We start from the raw sequence: 22,256 nt of genomic DNA on the forward strand, positions 1-22,256 counted from the left end.
AGAACGGTTCTCGTGGACAAAATAAGAAGTCAATCAGCAAAAATTGTCCAATAGAAGGGTTCTCATGGACAAAATGAGGAGTCAATCAGGAAAAATTGTCCAATAGAAGGGTTCTCATGGACAAAATCAGGAGTCAATCAGGAAAAATTGTCCAATAGAGCGGTTCTCGTGGACAAAATCAGGGGTCAATTAGTAAAAACTGTCCAATAGAACGGTTCTCGTGGACAAAATAAGAAGTCAATCAGCAAAAATTGTCCAATAGAGCGCCTCTCGCGGACAAAATGGGGAGTCTATCAGCAAAAATTGTCCAATAGAACGGCTATCATGGACAAAATCAGGAGGCAATCAGCAAAAACTGTCCAATAGAACGCCTCTCATGGACAAAACCGTGAGTCAACCATCGAGAACTGTCCACGAGAACGCCTCTCACGGTTGGTTAAATCATAATCTAATTAGATGTTAATATTTGAACACTTGAATCCTGTGTGTCCGTAAGCAATTAATTAAAGGATAAGTGGGTAGAAATAGCCTCATCTTTCAAGATAGGATGACAATTCATTTTAGCCATTAGATTAAAAGAATGTCGAAATTTGTAAATTTGTACACTCTCCCCTTTTTGTGTCCGGCTGCGACGTCAAATTCATTACGTATTTTTTTGTTTGTTTATACATTCGCTCGCAAAACCTAAAGTTGCTTATCCATTCTGCGTTATCTTCCATCTAGTTGTTTTCGGTAGGTACTTTCCAGACCGACATCTGCTGAAATAAATAAAAAGTCTCCGGCATAAATCACGGTATCACCATGTGGAACAATTTCTTGTTCACCTCGTTTAATCAGAACTAAAAGGGTTTCACTTGGCCAAGGGCAATCTTTTACCCTTTTACCGACTAGCGAAGTATTCGTCACTGCGACCGGGTAAACAAAAGTTGTATAGCGACCTTTCTTATGACCAATCTGTCCGCCTAATAATTTTTGGAGAAGGCCATCATAAACAGGAATGACGCCCATCATATCGGCAAACACATAGGCAGAGAGAGAAACGATTGCAATAGGCATTAATACTTCTAAATTTCCTACCATTTCCGAAACTAATATGATTCCGGTTAATGGAGCTTTGCAGATTGCAGTAAAATAGCCGGCCATTGCATAGACGATAAAACAACGGATTAGTTCATCGTCCACTCCGAAATATATGTGAATCAATTGACCAAATAATGCACCCAAGGAAGCACCAATCGTTAGTAAAGGAAGAAAAATTCCCCCTGGCAGACCACTTCCATAGGAAATCATGGAAAAAACAAAGCGCAAAACCAAGATTAGCGCCAACATTCCTAAAGAAAAATACGTATGACTGAGCCCTATAATGACTTCAGCACCGCCGCCTAAAAGATCAGGAACAAAGTACCCAATTGGGATGATTAATAGAAACGGGATAAGTCCGTACATATGGTTTGGAAGAAATCGAATATGTTGATACCATTCCGATATATGGAACAACACTTTTTGATATAGATAGCCGAAAACCGCCAAGAGTCCCCCTAAGGCAATGAGCCAGAGATAACTTTGTAGTGGGAAAGTTGGTAGTTCCCCTAAATAGAGAACAGGCGTCATGCCAAAAATATTTAAGGAGACAAAGTTTGACGTAATCGAAGCGGCAAAACATGTGACCAGTAAGGTCGAGCTGAAATGATGATGAATCTCTTCTAATCCGAATAACAGTCCGGCTACCGGAGCGTTAAATGCAGCAGAAAGACCGGCACTGGCACCACTTGTAATCAAAATTTTTTCATCCGTTTTATTTCCATGTGTATATTCATTGACACCTTGTCCGACTGTAGCCCCTAATTGAATCGAAGGACCTTCCCGACCAAGAAATGCACCGGAACCGATGGAGAGGATCCCACCAACAAACTTTTTCCATAGAACTGATTTCCAGTTTAGTTCAATGACTCCTTGAATTTGTCCTTTCACTTGAGGAATACCGCTGCCTTTAATATTCGGCTCGCTCCTCAATAACCAGCTGAGGAAAAGGGTTGCCAAAATGATACAGATGATTGCATAAAAGAACAAAGCAGGATGTTCATGGGTACGTTCAAAAAAAGTCTTGACATAATTAATTGATTGTTGAATGGACAGGCGAAAAATACTAACAACGTATCCTGCCAAAATTCCAACCAATCCACCTCGTATAACGTATCCAATCGGGTTCAACGGTATTGACCAGATTGAAATTTTGTCTTTCATTTTCTGTCAACTCCAAATACGAGAACTAAGAGGTAGCACGCTAAGATAGAAAGCAAATTTCACTAAAAAAAGGATACTCCTTGGTAGAATGATAAGAATCAAAACCAAGAAAAGAGTACCCCTATGTAACAGAATATCACAGAATACCTAAATTTAAAACTGCTTAAGCAAATGGAGAGGCCATTGAAAAAGTGTAAAATAATCTAACTAAATACCATACCAAGATGTTATTCACGGTCAATAATACTATAATTGTTGGCATGGACTTATTACGAATAGCTTGACTCAACCCAAATTAATTTTCCAATTGAAATCTAGTGCTTTTTGCGTTAAAGTAGCAAATTTAACTTTTAAAAAAAAATCATGATCACGGCTCACAATCATGAATGATCACAGAAAAGGATTCTTTTCTCACTTTTTTAGTACATCATGATAAAGCCCGAAAAGGTTGGCAGACCAAAAGTTAAACTAAGTTTTTGATTTTCTGTGAATAATTTGATTAAAGACTCAATCATAGTTATTCAAAATAAACCCATTTATTCTTTCCGGATTTTTTAAGATTTTTCTCAAGTATCCGGTTGATTCTTTTTTTGCTCGGAACTACCTTACACCACTCATGTACTAAATTTGTCGTGATTTTTCGATCCGGAAATAGTAGCTTGATCTCTTCTACACTTCGTAAGACAGCAGTTTCAACTAATTCTTTATGCCCACAATCGAGACAAAGACAATGTTTTCCCCTATCCACTGCGACTGCAATCTTATTACATTTTTCACAGATTATACCTTTCCTCAAATTCCCATAATCATAGGTAGGGAGCTTTATGAAAGGTTCTTTACTAACTTGTGAGTTAATTAATTGATCGGCCAACAATTTGTGTTTACTTGTCAACTTGCCTGTATGGCTATCAAGTTGTTCAAAATATCGATCAAGTTGAGAGTGAAAAATAAATGGCATGTTCATCGGTGCTTGATACAGTGTGAACCTTGGATTAACAAACACAATATTTACAACAATAGGGAAACTAAATCCGTGATCCTTCACCCATCTGCGAAAACGATTTTCTGTCCTCTTTATTTGATCAACGGGATTAGAAATTTCAAGATTTGGTTTTATAAATAATTTGTCCTCCTCAAAATAATGGTCACCCTCATTGTTTTTAATATCAAAAACCTGCAATGAATTAGGGAAAATAATTAAGGAATCAATCTGAAACGTAGAATGGTTTGCTTCAAGTAGCAAATCATTTAAAATGAGGCAGTTGCTCTGGAGTTGCCTAGTAATAGAATCAAAAAAAAGTTCCCCCTCATACCCCTTTTCTAAATTCCTGTAATATTGTCTGTCACTTTCTGCTAGATCAGCACGAGCAATAAGAATTCTCATTACTTGCAATTCCAATGGCTCAGTTCGTACCTTATACTCCATGTTCAACTTCCTTTTAATTGTTTTTTCAGAATTATTATAGAACAAAACTATAAAATAATCCATACGAAACTTTTAAAAAGGTTTTTCTTGTAAGGTGCGAACGGGAAGTACGTGTTACTCCGTAGTAAGACTTTTAGGGAAATTTAATAGAAAACACTAATTGAGTTATAGGAAAATAAGCTGTCCAATAAAAAAGGATCCGGGAGGCGCTCATGGACAAAATGAGGAGGCAATCAGCAAAAATTGTCCAATAGAACGGTTCTCATGGACAAAATGGAGCCTTAACCAAGTGAAACTGTCCAATAGAACGACTCTCGTGGACAAAATGGAGCCTCAACCAGGTGAAACTGTCCAATAGAACGGCTCTCGTGGACAAAATGAGGAGCCGACCAGCAAAAACTGTCCAATAGAGCGGCTCTCGCGGACAAAATGGAGCCTCAACCAGGTGAAACTGTCCAATAGAACGGCTCTCGTGGACAAAATGAGGAGCCGACCAGCAAAAACTGTCCAATAGAGCGGCTCTCGCGGACAAAATGGAGCCTCAACCAGGTGAAACTGTCCAATAGAGAGGCGCTCATGGACAAAATGAGGAGGCAATCTGCAAAAACTGTCCAATAGAGCGGCTCTCGCGGACAAAATGGAGCCTCAACCAAGTGAAACTGTCCAATAGAACGGCTATCATTGACAAAATGGGCTGCCGACCAGCAAAAACTGTCCAATAGAACGGCTCTCGTGGACAAAATGGAGCCTCAACCAAGTGAAACTGTCCAATAGAACGGTTCTCATGGACAAAATGAGGAGGCAATCTGCAAAAACTGTCCAATAGAACGGCTATCATTGACAAAATGGGCTGCCGACCAGCAAAAACTGTCCAATAGAACGGCTCTCGTGGACAAAATGGAGCCTCAACCAAGTGAAACTGTCCAATAGAACGGTTCTCATGGACAAAATGAGGAGGCAATCTGCAAAAACTGTCCAATAGAACGGCTATCATTGACAAAATGGGCTGCCGACCAGCAAAAACTGTCCAATAGAACGGCTCTCGTGGACAAAATGGAGCCTCAACCAAGTGAAACTGTCCAATAGAGAGGCTCTCGCGGACAAAATGGAGCCTCAACCAAGTGAAACTGTCCAATAGAACGACTCTCGTGGACAAAATTGGGAGTCAACCAGTAAAAACTGTCCAATAGAACGGCTCTCATGGACAAAATGAGGAGCCAACCAGTAAAAATTGTCCAATAGAGAGGCGCTCATGGACAAAAAAGGCATCCAATTAGCAAAAACTGTCCAATAGAACGGCTCTCGTGGACAAAATGGGCTGCCGACCAGCAAAAATTGTCCAATAGCCGGGCGCTATTGGACAAAATAGACGTCCACCAGCAAAAACTGTCCAATAGAATCGAACCAAGCCAGAGCCTCATGGACTGAATATGTCTTAACTCAATTGAAATTGTTTACCACCTCACAATCGTACACAAAACATGAAAATATCTCCCCCGAATGAATACACTCAAAAACAAACAATCACAAGACCAACCCATACCCACGATAAGTAAGCCAGCTATGACTTCGGAATTGGCTATCCATAATTTGCAATTGAACAAAAATTTGTAGTTGAACAAATAGAAACCAAAAAATGTCGAATCACGCACGCCCAATTTCCCCAACCCTAGAAAAGCCAAGACTTCAACACGTTTTCAAACAAACGATTGTTTGAAAAAACTGTCGAATGACCACAAATAAACACGAGACCACTGAAGAAGTGCTAAAATCACTTGCTTAACACCATATTTAGATGTAACTTTGTGGTCTATCCTACTATATATTGAGTGAGTGAACTTATTCGAATTGTTTTTCAGTGGCCCCATAAACACAAGCAGACACTCAAAGCTTTACAGCAGAAACAAAAATAAGCACAACAGATTCTCCCCTCTATTGTGCTTATAAAGTTAGTTCGAGTTCACTGCCTCTTGCTGCCTCTTGCTGCCTCTCACTGCCTCTCGCTGCCTCTAGATCCCTGCCGATACCGTCAATAAACATCGCCGAATCCATAACAATCTTATTTGGCTACAAAATAATTCATAATCGCCTCGGCCCACAATTGATGTCCGGTCCCACTCGGCATGTTGTCATCTGTTAAGTATTGTAAAATCTCGTCACTCGTATAATCCGGCCAATTTGTCCAGTGATCAAAATAAGGCAGACCCTTCTCTTCGGCAAATGCTTTTAATTGCTCGACTTGACGCGGGTAATTGACGGCTGCATAAATTGGGTGTGGCGGTTGCAAAATAATTTGTACATCAGGGTTCGCGCTAACCAACAAATCAACAATCGCACCGACATTTACAAGAGATTGGTCAATGCTGATCTCGCCATTATCTTCTAATGTGAAACCTTCCAAAAAGACGATATCATAACCAGCACTCGCAATTTCTTCAGCTAAACTACTGGTAAGGAAACCTGAAGATCCGCCATCATATTGATAAGTGACAACATCCACGAATGAAGTTCCGTAAGCGGTCTCCAATTGTTTCTCGACCAAATCACTCCATCCACCGGCCCCTTTTCCTAAAGCTGACGTACCGACAAAGGCAATCTCCAATTTTTTACCGTCATCATAGGCTGTAAGAAAAGCTTTTTGAACGCCTTTAGGTAAATTTGCCGTCATCGATTCAATTTCTGTTCGCCGAGCGTCAGACTTTTTCACGGTGCCACCTGACTTGCTTCCATGCCCAATAACACCGGCCTCGGCATTATTTACAACTTGTTCTTGTTTTTCATTCCAAAACACTCCACCCACAATTGTAACTACAATCAAGGCAATAAATGAAAGAATCACTAAAATCCGCTGTGCCATGTTAACCTCCATCATTTCCTAAAATAAATATGTCGAAATATTAATAGAAAATAATTGATTTACTTTAAAAACCGATTATAATTTTATTTAGTGCAAGATTTTGACACTTTACTACTTATTTTACCTAAAATTTGCAAATTTCGATATAACTTTTTAAAAAATGTGGAAAAATAATGTAAAAAGCGATATGATAAAAATGAAAGTTTTCAAGGTTAGGAGTACTAGCAGCCTCTGACTCCTTGTCTTATTTTAATTCATAATTTCCGTTTTGGGTATAGCTATACTGAAAAATTAATTAATTCATCGTGATATAAATTTGCGCTAAAAAGGATTACGGTAAGTTTCCACTATATATGATATTCAATATTATAAGCATACATTCTCTTTGAAAAATAAACTTTAGCTGTTAAACCATCTTTCAGAGCATATAAGATTTTACATAAATTACATTTAGTAATTCATAAAACCTATGGTATAATCACCATGGTCATTACGCAATACGAATAATAGATTGCTACATATAAAATATCATACGTTTATTGTTTAAAATTTTAGGAGGCATCCATGGAAGAGACCATTAGTCTAAAAGAATTGTTCGAAACTTTACGAAAGCGGCTCAGTCTTATTTTACTGTTAACATTTACAGCTGCTGTAGTCGCTGCAATATTCAGCTTCTTTGTAATCACTCCCGTATATCAAGTATCTACGCAAATACTTGTCAATCGCTCAACAGTTGGTGAAAACTTCAATACAAATGAAGTGCAAACGAATATTCAGTTGATCAATACGTATAGCGGTATTATTACAAGCCCGCGAATCTTAGATATTGTTTCAGAAGAACTGAATGGAAAATATACAACTGCGGAGTTAAAAGAAAAGGTTACTGTTCAAAGTGAGGATAATTCCCAAATTCTTGGTGTCGTTGTTGAAGACCCGAATCCGAACGAAGCAGCGAAAATTGCCAATAAAATCGGCGAAGTGTTTCAAAGAGAAGTTGTCAAAATCATGAATGTGGATAACGTAAATATTTTAACACCGGCTGAAGTACCGGATGACATTTCACCGGTAAAACCAAAACCGTTCTTGAATATCGCCATTGCTATCGTTGTTGGGTTGATGGCAGGAGTTGGACTGGCTTTCTTATACGAATACCTTGATCATACGTTAAAAACTGAGCAAGACATTGAAAGATACTTGGAATTACCTGTACTCGGCGTAATCACAACGATTGAAGCTTCGGAAGGTCCCTTCCATAAAAAACAACGGGGAAGAGGGGAGACAAGATAATGGCAAGAAACAAAACTACATCTCGTTCAAAACGGCATTTAATTGCAAAAAAGGATCCAAAATCCCCGATTACCGAACAATACCGGACAATTCGAACCAATATTCAATATGCTTCTGTGGACCAAGCAATTCGGTCAATTGTTGTTACTTCATCCGGTCCAATGGAAGGAAAATCCACTACGGCAGCGAATCTGGCAGTTGTGTTTGCCCAACAAGGGAAAAAGACGTTGTTAATTGACGCAGATTTGCGCAAACCAACGGCTCACTATACTTTTCAACTACCAAACACAGTTGGTTTAACCAGTGTATTAACAAAACAAGCTGAACTCATGGATGCTGTTCATATGACGGATGTAGAAAATTTATTTGTCTTAACATCCGGTCCAATTCCGCCAAACCCGGCAGAGTTATTGGCTTCCGTTTCAATGGAGTATCTATTAAAAGAAGCCTACAATTTATATGACTTCATCCTGTTCGATACGCCGCCCGTTTTAACGGTAACCGATGCACAAGTATTGGCTAATTTGGCAGATGGTTCGATATTGGTAACATCGAGTGGTACAACAGACCGCGATGGAGCGATTAAAGCGAAAGAGATATTAAGTAATGCTCAGGCAAAATTATTAGGTGCTGTACTTAATAATAAAAAGGCCGATAAAGATACGCATTACTACTATTACTATGCAGAACATTAAAATACTACGAGATTAGGAGGCGGCAAAGATGATCGATATTCATTGTCATATACTTCCGGGGCTTGATGACGGGGCTCAAACACTAGAAGATAGTCTGGCAATGGCAAAAGCAGCAGTTAATGACGGGATCCGGAAAATTGCCGCCACTCCTCATCATCAAACATCTAGATACAATAATCCGAAAAAAGTCGTTGTTGAAAAGGTGAATCAATTAAATGACGCCTTGCAAAAAGAAGGAATTCCGCTTGAGATTTTGACCGGTCAGGAAGTTCGTTTATTCGGCGATTGGGAATTGGAATATGATCACGATTTAATTGCTACCGTCAACGATAAAAACTATATTTTGATAGAATTCCCGGCAAATCATGTGCCGAATTATGCCGAGCGCCTTTTTTATGAAATGCAGACAAAAGGCCTGACACCGGTTATCGTTCACCCGGAGCGGAACAGCCAAATTGTCGAACAGCCGGATAAGCTTTTTTCACTTGTTGAAAAAGGGGCGATTACTCAAGTAACGGCTTCCAGTGTCACCGGCGACCTCGGAAAGAAAATTCAAAAGTTTTCCTTCCAACTGATTGAAGCGAACTTAACTCATTGTGTTGCCAGTGATGCACATAATACAACGACACGTCCGTTTCATTTAAGTGCGGCTTATGAAGAGATTGAGCGGGAATTTGGGACGGAAATCGTCTATATGTTCCGGGAAAACGCGGAATATGTAATTTCTGGACAAATGATTTACCGTGAAGACCCGCAACCAATCAAGCGGAAGAAAATACTTGGGCTATTTTAAAAGGAAGAGCAATTTTAGCCCGATTTATATATAGACCCGTAACTGATCAAGAAATATCTTGGGCTTTTAATCTCAAAGCCCACCTGATTTTATATGAGGATCTGCAACTAATGAAACGGAGGAACATTCTCTGATGGTTCAAGGGAATGGTTGGAAAGTCAATTGATATAAGATTCACGAGTTGAACTATTTTTGAAACACATGGCAGCTTTGTCATAGTAATTGTAAAAAATGAGCCACGTATTAATTCAGGTGATGTCTCCTAACCAATATCAACGGAGGCACTCGGCCATGCTGTGGGTGACGTTGATAACGAACCGAGACCTTAGACACTTGTTGTCGGAAGTATGGTGTGAGGACGGGTTAGATGCCCAATCTGATTTATTTGTGTGGGTTTGCAAAAAGATTTTCTTAAAATCACCTGCTAAATACTATATTAATATATGAATTTTTGTAAAACCTTCTTTGGTAGCAATCAGATCATTTTGATAAATGTTGTTGAGTTACTGACTTCAACTTCTAAGAGAATCAACTAGAGAATGTCTAATGAAAGAACATAAAACGTATTGTGTTGTTTCATTAGACATTTTTCTTTTTCTTTAAAAATAGGTAAATATTACTATTGTAATACAATATTTCTCAAAAAAGATACATAATTAGGAGGGCTATTAGATTTTGAAAAAGGTAAGAAAAGCAATTATTCCAGCGGCAGGGCTCGGAACAAGGTTTTTACCGGTAACGAAAGCCATGCCAAAAGAAATGCTCCCAATCGTGGACAAGCCGACGATTCAATACATAGTCGAAGAGGCGGTCGCATCCGGTATTGAAGACATCATTATCGTTATCGGGAAAGGCAAACGCGCCATTGAAGACCATTTCGACAATGCACCGGAACTGGAAGCGAACCTGAGGGAAAAAGGCAAGTTCGACCTGTTGGAGAAAGTCCAGTACTCATCAAATCTTGCCAATATTCACTATATCCGGCAACGGGAGCCAAAAGGTTTAGGTCATGCCGTCTGGTGTGCTCGTAATTTTATCGGTGACGAACCATTTGCCGTCCTACTTGGCGATGACTTTGTTCAAAATGACACACCATGCTTACGTCAATTAATCGACCAATTTGAAGAAACCTTTTCATCCGTTATCGGTGTACAACAAGTTCCCGATAACGAAACCCATCGGTACGGAATTATTGACCCATTATCTAGTGAAGGTCGTCGCTACCAAGTACGGAATTTTGTCGAAAAACCGGGACCGGGCACTGCACCATCGAATCTTGCCATCATGGGGAGATACGTACTGACACCGGAAATTTTCCACTTCCTTGAAAAACAACAAGTTGGTGCTGGTGGTGAAATTCAATTAACCGATGCAATCCAACAGTTGAACCAAATCCAGCGTGTGTTCGCCTACGACTTCGAAGGTAAACGGTATGATGTGGGGGAGAAGATTGGGTTTATAAAAACTACAATTGAATTTGCTCTTCAAGATGAAGAGTTAAAACCTCAAGTAACAGAGTTTATTAACTCATTATATGGAAGTGAACTAATCAAATTATAAAAGGTGTTAAGCTCTATATAACAGCTTTAACATCATTAAACTTCTATTTAATTGAAAGGAGAGCTTGAGGTGACATATACAAGAAGATTAGCGTTTTTATCATTACTGGATTCGATTATTGTAATGACATCAATTTATTTTGTCCTGTTAATTTTGAGAATCGACTTGCGAGTTTTTATCTCGTCAACCATCCTCATAACAATGCTCACACTATTGACATTTCATCATATTTATGCATTTATTTTTCGTTTATATCATAAAGCTTGGGAATATGCGAGCGTTGGTGAATTAACGGCAATTGTCAAGGCGGTTACGTTATCGATTTTTTCGACAGCAATTGTTCAATTGATTGTCATTCACGATATCTATTTTCGTGTTCTTATTTTAACATGGATGATGCACATTCTATTGATTGGTGGGTCCCGTTTTTGTTGGAGAGTATTCCGCGACAGTTATTATAAACCGAAAACTCAAAAGAAACGCACATTAATTATCGGTGCAGGTGCTGCGGGAACAATGGTAGCAAAACAGTTATTACTATCAACTGATTCAGATTTGGAGCCTATTGGGTTTATCGATGATGATTCAAGAAAGATAAACTTGGATTATTTTGGTCTCCCTGTTTTTGGGAATGTAAGAGAAATATATCGGATTGTTGAAACACAAAAAATAGAGCTGATCCTTATAGCGATTCCTTCGTTAACAAAGAAAGAACTGAACCTCATTGTCGATCAATGTACGAAAACAAAAGTACGTACACAAATTATGCCAAAAATTGAAGATCTTATGACTGGAAAAGTTTCAGTGACAAGCTTCCGTGATGTTGAAGTTGAGGATTTACTTGGACGAGATCCAATTGAATTGGACTTAGAAAGTATTTCAGCAAAATTGGCCGGAAAAACGATTCTTGTTACTGGTGCGGGTGGGTCAATTGGATCAGAAATTTGCCGGCAAGTGAGCCAATTCAAACCAAAAAAACTGGTACTTCTTGGTCATGGCGAAAACAGTATCTATCAAATTAATATGGAACTGCAAAATCAATATAAACATGCGTTCGAAATAGTACCGGTGATTGCTGATGTCCAAGATAAAAACCGCATTTTTGAAGTGATGGAAGAACATAAACCGAATGTAGTTTATCATGCTGCCGCTCATAAACATGTACCGATGATGGAATACAACCCGAAAGAAGCTGTAAAAAACAATATTTTTGGTACGAAAAATGTGGCAGAAGCAGCCGGTACATTTGGGGTGGACACATTCGTCTTAATTTCCACAGATAAAGCTGTTAATCCAACGAATGTGATGGGTGCGACGAAACGTTGTGCTGAGCTCATTATTCAAGAAATGGACAAGCTATTCAACACGAAATATGTCGCAGTCCGATTCGGTAATGTCCTTGGCAGCCGCGGCAGTGTCATCCCATTATTTAAAAAACAAATTCAAGAAGGTGGTCCGATCACCGTCACCCATCCGGATATTACTCGCTACTTCATGACAATTCCGGAAGCTTCTCGTCTAGTAATCCAAGCCGGTTCATTGGCAAGGGGTGGGGAAATCTTTGTCTTAGATATGGGTGAACCTGTAAAAATCGTAGACTTAGCGAAAAACCTAATCAGACTATCGGGTTATACAGAAGACGAAATTGGCATTGTCTACTCCGGATTACGTCCGGGGGAAAAGATGTATGAAGAGCTTCTCAATGAAAATGAGATTTTCCCGGAACAAGTTTTTCCGAAGATTCATATTGGGAAGGCGAAGATGGTTGGACAGGAATTGTTGCATCAGTTGATGAATCAGTATGAGGAAATTACAGTTGATGAAGTAAGAGAAATGCTGCTGGGTATTGCGAATAATCATAGACAAGCACCGGTTCAGATACAAACCGTTGTGGAAGCGGTAGGAAATTAGAAAACTTATTTATACAAGGGCAAGTGTTTGCTTGTCCTTGTATAAATAGGAAATTAACATTAATAAAATAGTAAACTTATTAAATTTACACCCTTGAAAAACCTAATAAAGGGTAGGGGTTTAAATATGTTATTGCTGGTTGTAAGAATAAAAAATAGAAATGGAAAGGGGTTAACTCTTATTGAGCTATTAGCAGTACTTGTCATTATTTCTATTTTTTGTTTGATTGCTGTTCCTATATTTTACAACCTATTTGATAGGACTAGGGCAGAGGTGTGTGATAACAATCGAATTATGTTTGAGAGAGAATACGAGCTATATTTGATAGATCGAAAGATAGATCATAGTGATGAAGCCTTTTTAGATTTTAAGACACGTTCTAAAGAGAGTATATGTCCATCTGATGGAGTAATTAGTTATTATGATGGGAAGGTTAGATGCAGTGTTCATAGTGATGGCAAGAGGAATCCTGATGAGGGAGAAAGTAATGTACCGTATCAATAATCGAGTATTTTGATTAATATATTCTATTAGCTTGACTATTTGCAGATGAAAATGATTGGTATGATTGAATGGTAATTTGGAAGTCAGAATGGTTAATAGATAACCATAACATATTGTGTAGGAATCGGTGGAAAATCATAAAAACACACAATATATGGGATTTATCTATATAACATAGTACCGTTTTGTCATTATAAAAAATTAAATGTCTAAAATCAGGTATTTCGATTATGAAAAACGTTGATTTGACGGGCTTTTTAACAACCTAAAATATGGGGAAATATTGAATAGAGTTAAGGAACTGAGTATCGTAGTTAGATTGAGTGCTAGAAACCTTGCGGGATAAGGGTTTTGGGTGTTTTTAGTGAGAATTATAGATTGATTGAATGGTATATATAATAGGAAGAAACTCGGTTTGAGGTGATTATGATTTGAATATCTATTTCGTATTTGTTTGGTAGATTGAATAGATATTACGAGGTGAGTATTGGATATGGATAAGATTTAGTGGGTTAGTAGTTGGTTAGAAAAACTAATCTAATTAAGTACTAAGCTACTAAATCATTTTTGTTTTATACAAAATTTAAAATAAGAGGGGCTATGAACAATGATTGATACTAAATTAAGAAATATACCATTTTCCCCACCAGATATTACAGATGTAGAGATTGATGAGGTTGTAAAAGCATTAAAATCTGGTTGGATCACAACTGGGCCAAAAACAAAGGAATTTGAAGAAAGAATAGCTGAATATGTTGGGGTTAGTAAAGCCGTCTGCCTCAATTCTGCAACTGCAGCTATGGAACTAACTCTTCGTATTTTGGGAGTAGGTCCGGGAGATGAGGTCATTACCTCAGCATATACGTATTCTGCTTCTGCCGCCATTATAGAGCATGTTGGAGCAAAAATTGTATTAGTTGATACAGCTCCGGATTCATTTGAAATGGATTATGAAAAATTAGCTGATGCTATAACGGAGAAAACTAAGGTAATTATTCCTGTTGATATTGCTGGGAAAATGTGTGATTACGACACTTTATTTAATATAGTAGAAAGTAAGAAAGAGATGTTCAAACCAAACAATGAACTTCAATGGCTATTTAATAGAGTAATAGTAATGGCAGATGCTGCCCATTCTTTTGGAGCTGAAAGAAATGGAATGAAGTGTGGACAGGTTGCTGATTTTACAAACTTCTCTTTTCATGCAGTAAAAAATCTTACAACTGCAGAAGGTGGGGCTGTTGTTTGGCGTAATGATCTTGGATTAGATGATGAGTGGCTTTATAAACAATTCATGTTATACAGTCTCCATGGACAGTCCAAAGATGCACTTGCTAAAACACAAAAAGGTGCATGGGAATATGATATTGTTTACCCTGCCTATAAGTGTAATATGACGGATATTATGGCCAGCATTGGATTAATACAGTTAGATAGATATGAAGGATTACTCGAAAGACGTAGAGAGATTATAGAGATGTATGATAAAGCACTCTTGCCATTAGGAGTTAAAAGTTTACAGCATTATGGTGAGGACTATGCTTCAAGTGGTCATCTTTATTTAGCTAGGATACCAAGGATTAGTGAAAAAGAGAGAAATGAAATTATTATTAAAATGGCTGAAGCGGGTGTTGCATGTAACGTCCATTATAAACCACTGCCTATGTTTACTGCCTATAAGAATTTAGGGTTTGATATTAAGGATTATCCTAATGCTAATAAGCAGTATATTAATGAAATCACACTTCCACTTCATACTTTATTAAGTAACGAGGATGTGGAGTATGTAATTGGCAACCTAAAAACGATTCTGGATGAATCTAAGGTGGGCTGAGTAAATGTATAAGAACTTTTTTAAAAGAGCCTTTGATTTAATACTAGCTTTAATTGCTCTTCCATTTTGGTTAATTATCCTGTTAATAATTGGACCAATAATTTACTTCCAAGATAAAGGATCCATTTTTTATAATGCACCTCGATTAGGCAAAGATGGAAAAGTATTTAAAATGTATAAATTCCGTTCCATGAAGATGAATGCTCCAGACATAAGAAATGAAGATGGATCAACCTTTAATTCTGAAGATGACCCGAGATTAACCAAAATCGGGAAGTTTATTCGCAAAACAAGTCTGGATGAGACACCACAACTATTAAATATCATCAAAGGTGATATGAGTATTATCGGGCCAAGACCTGACTTACCTGAGCATCGCGAATTATATGTGGGCAATGAAGAACGAAAGTTAGAAATTAGACCGGGGATTACTGGTTATAATCAAGCTTACTTTAGGAACACTGTGCCTTGGAAAGAACGAATCCAAAATGATATTTATTATATTGATAACCTGTCCTTATGGCTTGATATAAAAATATTTTTTAAAACTGCTGTATCGGTATTGAAACGTGAGGATGTATTTATAACGGAAAAAAGTACTAAATCACGTAATAACACTGGTATAGGAATGTAAGGTAGGAATTGCTTATGGAGAATAGTGAAAAAGCAGTATCCTTTTATGAACTGAAGTGGGATACAGATTTTTTTGGTGTTAGTAGTGCTAAAGCTATATTGCACATGCCGCTTTCATTGAATGAATGGGATAAACTACAGGCTAAATTTAATGATTACCAATTTATTTCAATCACGAATCAGAATTCAGATCCTGTTAATACACAACTAATTGGAAAGGATACTTCGGCTTTTCTGGCAGATGTAAATATTCAGTTTGTAAAGAAATTGGTTGGCCCATTCGAGATTCCAACAAATGTTACAATACATCAATCATTAGAGAGAAATGATCAAATCATTGAGTTAGCAGATTTTAAGTTCTCAAAGTTTACTGAGGATCCGGAATTAGCTAAACGTAGAGGAGATCAAGTATATCGTCAGTGGCTTATCAATGCTTTTGAAAAGCCGGATAAGTTTTTTGCGTTATCTAGAGATGAAAATGATAATATAAATGGTTTTGTACTTTATTCATTCTCAGATAATGCAAGTGTAATTGAATTGATTGCTGTGTCCCCAAAAGTGACTAAAGGTGGTATTGGAACTAGCTTATTCAAAGCAGTAGAATACGCTACACATCAACACGGATTTAATGAAATTAGAGTTGGCACACAAATACGAAATATAGGTGCAATTAACTTTTATCATAAAGTTGGATGTAAACAAGTGGAATGTCATCAAGTTTATCATTTATGGAATAATTAGTGTTTATTCATTGTAAGACATGGTGTGTGGAAAAAATGAGGAGAGATACTCTTGAAAGTACTATATATTGCAACTTCGTTTCCCGAGCCAGATAAGGGGGCTACAATATATACTGATTTAGCAGAAGCATTACATGAAGCTGGTCATGAGATAACAGTAGCAGTATCTGAACAAGCGAGAAATAAAAAAAATACAGAAATGAAGAAAGAACGGGGCTTTGATGTCCTACGTATTGTTACTGGGAACTATTACGATGTAGGTTTTATTGAAAAAGGGATAACCACGTTAAAAATACCAATCCTTATGAAAAAAGGTATAAAGGAATATTTAGGAGAAAGAAAGTTTGATTTTATCTTATTTGAATCGCCGCCGGTGACTAATGCGGGTTTAGTAGCATGGGCGAAAAAACTATTTAATTGTCCTTCATATTTAATGCTTAAGGATATTTTTCCTCAAAACGCTGTAGATTTAGGAATTATAAAAGAAAAAGGCCTTATACATCGATATTTTAAATCCAAGGAAAAGAAATTACTGCAAACCGCTGATTACATTGGTTGTATGTCTAATGCTAATAAAGAATACGTATTAGATCATAATTCATGGATAGATACATCAAAGGTTGAAATCTTCCCTAATACTAAAAAGTTAACAAACAATATAAAAGTGGATAAATTCCATATTAGAGAGCGATTTGGTGTCCCAAAAGAATCATGTGTTTTTCTTTTTGGCGGAAACATGGGGAGACCACAATATATTGATTTGTTATGTGAAGTTATTAAAGGCTGTAAGAATGAAAATGAAATGTACTTCCTCTTTGTTGGTAGGGGAACAGATAGATATAAATTGGAGCAAACAATTAAAGAAAACCAAATAAACAATGCTCTGGTGATTGAAAACTTGCCTAGGACTGAATATGAACAAATTACAAAAGAAAGCGATGTAGGTCTTATTGTACTAGACCCAAGATTTTCTATACCTAACTATCCGTCACGTATACTATCCTATATGGAATATGCGAAACCAGTACTTGCAGCTACAGATAAAGTAACTGATCTTAAAGAGTTGATTGAAGAAGCGGAATGTGGAGAATGGGTTTGGTCTGGCGATGCGCAAAGTTTTATAAGTAAAGCTAAAAATATGGCCAAATCTAAAAGATTGGAAATGATGGGAGCCAATGGTCGAAGGTATTTAGAGGAAAAGTTTAATATTAGTCGCTCGGTAGAAATATTAGAGAGTCATTTCAAAAAGTGAGGTAGAGGGAATGTTTAAAGATAAAACTTTATTAATTACTGGAGGAACAGGTTCCTTTGGTAATGCTGTGATGGAAAGGTTTTTAGACAGTGATATAAAAGAAATTCGCATTTTTTCTAGAGATGAAAAAAAGCAAGATGATATGCGCAAGTTATATAAGAATGATAAATTAAAGTTTTATATTGGAGATGTTCGGGATATAGCAAGTGTAAAAAATGCAATGCACGGTGTAGATTATATTTTTCATGCAGCTGCATTGAAGCAAGTACCATCTTGTGAGTTCTTCCCTTTAGAAGCGGTCAAAACTAATATTATTGGAACTGATAACGTATTAACAGCGGCTATTGAGTACGGAGTAAAGAAGGTAATCTGCCTATCAACTGATAAAGCAGCTTATCCAATTAATGCTATGGGAATTTCTAAAGCAATGATGGAAAAAGTATTTGTAGCAAAGTCTAAAACGGTTGATCCAGAAAGAACGCTTATTTGTGGAACACGATATGGCAATGTAATGGCTTCGCGTGGATCGGTTATTCCATTATTTATTGAACAAATTAAAAGTGGGCAGCCTTTAACAGTAACAGACCCTAACATGACAAGGTTCCTTATGAGTTTAGAAGAAGCAGTTGAGCTTGTAGTATTTGCTTTCCAAAATGCTCAGGCTGGTGATATTATGGTGCAAAAATCCCCTGCCAGCACGATTGGTGATCTTGCTCAAGCAGTTAAGGAGCTTTTCAACGCTGACAATGAAATTAAAATCATAGGTACACGTCATGGTGAAAAACGTTATGAAACGCTGCTTACTAAAGAAGAATATGTAGTAGCAGAAGATTTAGGTGGTTTCTTTAGAGTACCTGCTGACAAAAGAGATTTGAACTATGACAAGTATTTTGTAGAGGGCGATCAAAAGTTAAGTTCAGTTGAAGAATATAATTCTGATAATACACAGATTCTTACTATTGAACAAATTAAAGAAAAATTACTTGAATTGGATTATGTACAAAATGAGCTAAGGGAATGGAATAAAAAGATTCACGTAATGAACTAAAGGGTGGAATAAATTGATGAATATTCTTATTACAGGAGCAAAAGGGTTTATAGGAAAAAACCTAGTCGCTGAGCTTAGAAATAGAGGATATAACGATATATTCGAATATACCAGAGAAAGCGATCCTTCATTATTAGATAAATATACAAAAGAATGTGATTTTGTATTCCATTTAGCCGGGATAAACAGACCGAAAGATGAAAATGAATTTATGGAAGGTAATTTTGGATTTACTTCTCAACTGTTAGAACTATTAAAGAAGCATAAAAATAATGCTCCAGTGCTTATTACTTCCTCTATACAAGCAGAAAAGGATAATCCTTATGGAAGAAGTAAAAAAGCTGGAGAGGAATTATTATTTAATCATTATAAAGAGACAGACGCAAAAGTCTATGTATATAGGTTGCCAAACGTCTTTGGTAAGTGGAGCAGACCTAACTATAATACTGTCGTTGCTACCTTTTGTCATAATATAGCTAGAGGCTTAGATATTCAGATAAACAATCCAGATGCAGAGCTTAATCTTTGTTATATAGATGATGTATTAGAAGAGTTCTTAAGAGCTCTAAAGGGAAAGCCAACTATGCAAAATGAGTTCTGTGTTGTACCTGTAACACATCATATTAAACTTGGAGAATTAGCTGAACTTATAAAAAGTTTTAAAGAATGCAGAACAAATTTAAGTATTCCTAATATGGAAGATGATTTAACTAAGAAATTATACAGTACTTATTTAAGCTTTCTACCAGAAGACAAATTCTCTTATGATCTTAAGATGAATTGCGACCATAGGGGATCTTTTACTGAATTCATTAGAACTTCTGAGAGAGGCCAAGTTTCAGTAAATGTATCGAAACCTGGGATTACAAAAGGGAATCACTGGCACCACACAAAAAATGAAAAATTCTTGGTTGTAAGCGGAGAAGGATTAATACGTTTTAGAAAGATTGATTCGGATGAGATTATTGAATATAGAGTGAGTGGAGAAAAGTTACAAGTGGTAGATATCCCTACTGGATATACCCACTCCATTGTTAATATTGGGGAAACGGATCTTGTAACAGTAATGTGGGCGAATGAATGTTTTGACCCAGAAAAGCCAGACACATACTTCTTGGAGGTATAACAAAAATGAAAAAATTGAAAGTAATGACAGTTGTAGGTACGAGACCGGAAATTATTAGACTTTCAGCTGTTATCAATAAATTAGAAGAGTCAAATGCAATTGAACATATTCTTGTTCATACAGGTCAGAATTACGATTATGAATTAAATGAAGTGTTTTTTAAAGATTTTAATTTGAAGAAACCTGATTTTTTTCTTAATGCAGCTACTGGAACAGCTGTAGAAACAATAGGTAATATTTTGGTTAAAATTGATCCTATCTTGGAGGAAGTAAAGCCAGATGCTTTCTTAGTGCTTGGTGATACGAATAGTTGTTTAACCGCGATTGCTGCGAAGAGAAGGCATATTCCTATTTTCCATATGGAAGCAGGGAATAGATGTTTTGATCAAAGAGTTCCAGAAGAAACTAATAGAAAGATTGTTGATCATACAGCAGACATCAATTTAACATATAGTGATATTGCTAGAGAATATCTGTTAAGAGAAGGATTTCCTTCAGACCGTATTATTAAAACCGGTAGTCCAATGTTTGAAGTCCTGAATTCTAGAAAAGATGATATTGAGAAATCAGATGTACTAGAAAGATTGGGTCTGGAAGAAGGGAAATATTTTGTTGTTTCAGCACATAGAGAAGAAAATATTAATTCAGAAACTAATTTTATAGATTTAGTTAATAGTTTAAATGCTGTGGCAGAAAAGTATAATATTCCTGTCATTGTTAGTACACACCCTAGAACAAGAAAAATGATTGAAACTAAAGGAATTGAATTTAACCCGCTAGTGAAAACACTGAAACCTTTAGGGTTTAATGATTATGTGAAACTGCAAATTAAGGCAAAAGCAGTACTAAGTGATAGTGGCACAATAAGTGAGGAGTCTTCTATCCTTGGGTTTAGAGCGCTCAATATTAGACAAGCTCATGAAAGGCCAGAGGCAATGGAAGAAGCAGCAGTTATGATGGTTGGTCTTAAGAAAGAAAGAATACTACAGGGATTAGAGATACTTGAAAAACAGGAACAAGATACGTTAAGGATTGTAGGAGACTATAGTATGCCGAATGTGTCGGATAAAGTGTTAAGGATAATATTATCATATACTGATTATGTGAACCGAGTTGTTTGGGAGAAATAGATAATGAAAAAGAATTATTTATTTTTAGGATTTGCAGTACCTGATGAAGAAATGGAGAAAGTATTCAAGTTAGACAAACTTCCATCTATCCAAACACATAAGTTTAATTGGAATTTAATTAAAGGTTTGGAATTATGTGATACTTTTAAATACACGTATATTTCAGCAAGGCCAGTTTCCGATTATCCCTATTATCCTAGAAAAAAATTTCGTTCACATAACTGGAAAATCAAAATATTTGATAAGAGTATAAATATAATAGAGATACCATTTATTAATACTAGTATTTTAAAAATTATAACAAGGTTTTTCTCTGGGATGTATTATATTTTTAAAGAATATAATAAGGAAAAAAACAAAGGTGGAATTATTGTCTATTCAGTTCATGTTCCTTTTATGTTATTAGGTTATCTGATATCAAGGATATACAGTATAGACTATATTGCCATATGGACTGATCCACCTTCCGTGCAAATTGAAAGAGATAGTTTTTTAAAAGCTAAATTAAGAAGTATTGAATTATATATTTCAAAATTTTTAATGAGAAAAGCATCTAAAGTTATTGCACTTACTAAATACCTAGCAGAGGATTTTGCTCCCCAAAAACCCTATTTAGTAATAGAGGGTATAATTGATGAAAATGAAATGAATTGGACAAGAAGTAGAAAAATTTCTTCGAGTGAAATAAAGATAGTTTACACAGGTTCCCTTTCAAAAAGATATGGTATTAAAAATATAGTTGAAGGTTTTTTAATGAATAAGAATGAAAATCTTGTATTAGAAATTTATGGTCGTGGCGACTTCGAAGAAGATCTAAAACAAATATGTTTAGTAAATAATAAAGTAGTGTATAAAGGGTTTATTTCACAAAAAGAAGTATTGAATGTACAAAGGGAAGCTGATTTTTTAATTAACGCTCGATCCCCCGAAGAAGAATATGTAAAATATTCATTTCCTTCTAAGACACTTGAATACATGCTTTCGGGAACACCATTAATAACAACAATGTTACCTGGTATTCCTGAAGAATATAGAAATTATGTATTAGTATTAGAGGATAATAATCCCAAAACAATTTGTCAGATGTTAGAAAATATAGTTAAGATGGGAAAAGAGGAAAGAGACCAAGTAGGTTTAAAAGCATTAGAATTTGTTAAAAGAAAAAATAATATTAATCAAGCAAAAAAAATAATAGACTTTCTAAACAAATAGATAA

General features: G+C 36.4%; 17 protein-coding genes. 14 read left to right on the plus strand and 3 right to left on the minus strand.

Annotated features, from left to right (window positions below; genetic code table 11):
• Window positions 1–708: 708 nt before the first annotated feature.
• The 3 genes from LIZ98_RS10290 to LIZ98_RS10300 form a co-directional block, all read right to left on the minus strand.
• The gene (locus LIZ98_RS10290) at window positions 709–2,244 is read right to left on the minus strand and encodes a ClC family H(+)/Cl(-) exchange transporter (RefSeq protein WP_095142732.1); all 1,536 of its coding nucleotides are present in this window, start codon (window positions 2,242–2,244) and stop codon (window positions 709–711) included.
• A 517-nt stretch (window positions 2,245–2,761) separates the two neighbouring features.
• Window positions 2,762–3,670: a nuclease-related domain-containing protein gene (locus tag LIZ98_RS10295; RefSeq protein ID WP_041846082.1), complete on the minus strand. Its 909-nt coding sequence runs from the start codon at window positions 3,668–3,670 to the stop codon at window positions 2,762–2,764.
• Window positions 3,671–5,729: 2,059 nt separating this feature from the next.
• Window positions 5,730–6,527 carry an SGNH/GDSL hydrolase family protein gene (locus tag LIZ98_RS10300; RefSeq protein WP_227139566.1) on the minus strand — a complete coding sequence of 266 codons (798 nt, stop codon included), beginning with the start codon at window positions 6,525–6,527 and terminating at the stop codon, window positions 5,730–5,732.
• A 564-nt stretch (window positions 6,528–7,091) separates the two neighbouring features.
• On the opposite strand from LIZ98_RS10300, the gene LIZ98_RS10305 reads away from it, so the two are divergent.
• From LIZ98_RS10305 to LIZ98_RS10370, 14 genes are all read left to right on the plus strand, one after another.
• A complete protein-coding gene (locus LIZ98_RS10305) occupies window positions 7,092–7,814 on the plus strand; it encodes a YveK family protein (RefSeq protein ID WP_216408253.1) in 723 nt (240 codons plus the stop codon).
• Window positions 7,814–8,509, plus strand: a complete 696-nt coding sequence (locus LIZ98_RS10310; RefSeq protein ID WP_227139565.1) for a CpsD/CapB family tyrosine-protein kinase — start codon at window positions 7,814–7,816, stop codon at window positions 8,507–8,509. Before LIZ98_RS10305 ends, LIZ98_RS10310 begins: the two co-directional genes overlap by 1 nt.
• 28 nt (window positions 8,510–8,537) lie before the next feature.
• The gene (locus LIZ98_RS10315; RefSeq protein WP_227139564.1) at window positions 8,538–9,302 is read left to right on the plus strand and encodes a tyrosine-protein phosphatase; all 765 of its coding nucleotides are present in this window, start codon (window positions 8,538–8,540) and stop codon (window positions 9,300–9,302) included.
• Between the two features lie 675 nt (window positions 9,303–9,977).
• Window positions 9,978–10,862, plus strand: a complete 885-nt coding sequence (gene galU / locus LIZ98_RS10320; protein WP_227139563.1) for a UTP--glucose-1-phosphate uridylyltransferase GalU — start codon at window positions 9,978–9,980, stop codon at window positions 10,860–10,862.
• A 69-nt stretch (window positions 10,863–10,931) separates the two neighbouring features.
• Window positions 10,932–12,773 carry a polysaccharide biosynthesis protein gene (locus LIZ98_RS10325; protein WP_227139562.1) on the plus strand — a complete coding sequence of 614 codons (1,842 nt, stop codon included), beginning with the start codon at window positions 10,932–10,934 and terminating at the stop codon, window positions 12,771–12,773.
• Window positions 12,774–12,899: 126 nt separating this feature from the next.
• Complete coding sequence (locus tag LIZ98_RS10330; protein WP_227139561.1) at window positions 12,900–13,277, plus strand: type II secretion system protein; 378 nt, start codon at window positions 12,900–12,902, stop codon at window positions 13,275–13,277.
• Between the two features lie 607 nt (window positions 13,278–13,884).
• A complete protein-coding gene (locus LIZ98_RS10335) occupies window positions 13,885–15,111 on the plus strand; it encodes a DegT/DnrJ/EryC1/StrS family aminotransferase (RefSeq protein WP_227139560.1) in 1,227 nt (408 codons plus the stop codon).
• Between the two features lie 4 nt (window positions 15,112–15,115).
• Window positions 15,116–15,745, plus strand: a complete 630-nt coding sequence (locus tag LIZ98_RS10340) for a sugar transferase (RefSeq protein ID WP_227139559.1) — start codon at window positions 15,116–15,118, stop codon at window positions 15,743–15,745.
• A 14-nt stretch (window positions 15,746–15,759) separates the two neighbouring features.
• Window positions 15,760–16,485, plus strand: coding sequence for a GNAT family N-acetyltransferase (locus LIZ98_RS10345; RefSeq protein WP_227139558.1), 726 nt, complete (start codon window positions 15,760–15,762; stop codon window positions 16,483–16,485).
• Window positions 16,486–16,536: 51 nt separating this feature from the next.
• Window positions 16,537–17,736: a glycosyltransferase family 4 protein gene (locus tag LIZ98_RS10350; protein WP_227139557.1), complete on the plus strand. Its 1,200-nt coding sequence runs from the start codon at window positions 16,537–16,539 to the stop codon at window positions 17,734–17,736.
• A gap of 10 nt (window positions 17,737–17,746) precedes the next feature.
• Entirely contained in the window at window positions 17,747–18,784 is a 1,038-nt protein-coding gene (locus LIZ98_RS10355; RefSeq protein ID WP_227139556.1) for a nucleoside-diphosphate sugar epimerase/dehydratase, read from the plus strand.
• A gap of 16 nt (window positions 18,785–18,800) precedes the next feature.
• A complete protein-coding gene (locus LIZ98_RS10360; RefSeq protein ID WP_227139555.1) occupies window positions 18,801–19,910 on the plus strand; it encodes a capsular polysaccharide biosynthesis protein CapF in 1,110 nt (369 codons plus the stop codon).
• 5 nt (window positions 19,911–19,915) lie between these two features.
• Window positions 19,916–21,040: a non-hydrolyzing UDP-N-acetylglucosamine 2-epimerase gene (wecB, locus tag LIZ98_RS10365; RefSeq protein ID WP_227139554.1), complete on the plus strand. Its 1,125-nt coding sequence runs from the start codon at window positions 19,916–19,918 to the stop codon at window positions 21,038–21,040.
• A gap of 3 nt (window positions 21,041–21,043) precedes the next feature.
• Complete coding sequence (locus LIZ98_RS10370; RefSeq protein WP_227139553.1) at window positions 21,044–22,252, plus strand: glycosyltransferase; 1,209 nt, start codon at window positions 21,044–21,046, stop codon at window positions 22,250–22,252.
• The last annotated feature ends 4 nt before the right edge of the window (window positions 22,253–22,256 follow it).

The sequence above is a fragment of the Caldibacillus sp. 210928-DFI.2.18 genome, assembly GCF_020554505.1.
Taxonomy (GTDB): Bacteria; Bacillota; Bacilli; order Bacillales; family Caldibacillaceae; genus Caldifermentibacillus; species Caldifermentibacillus hisashii.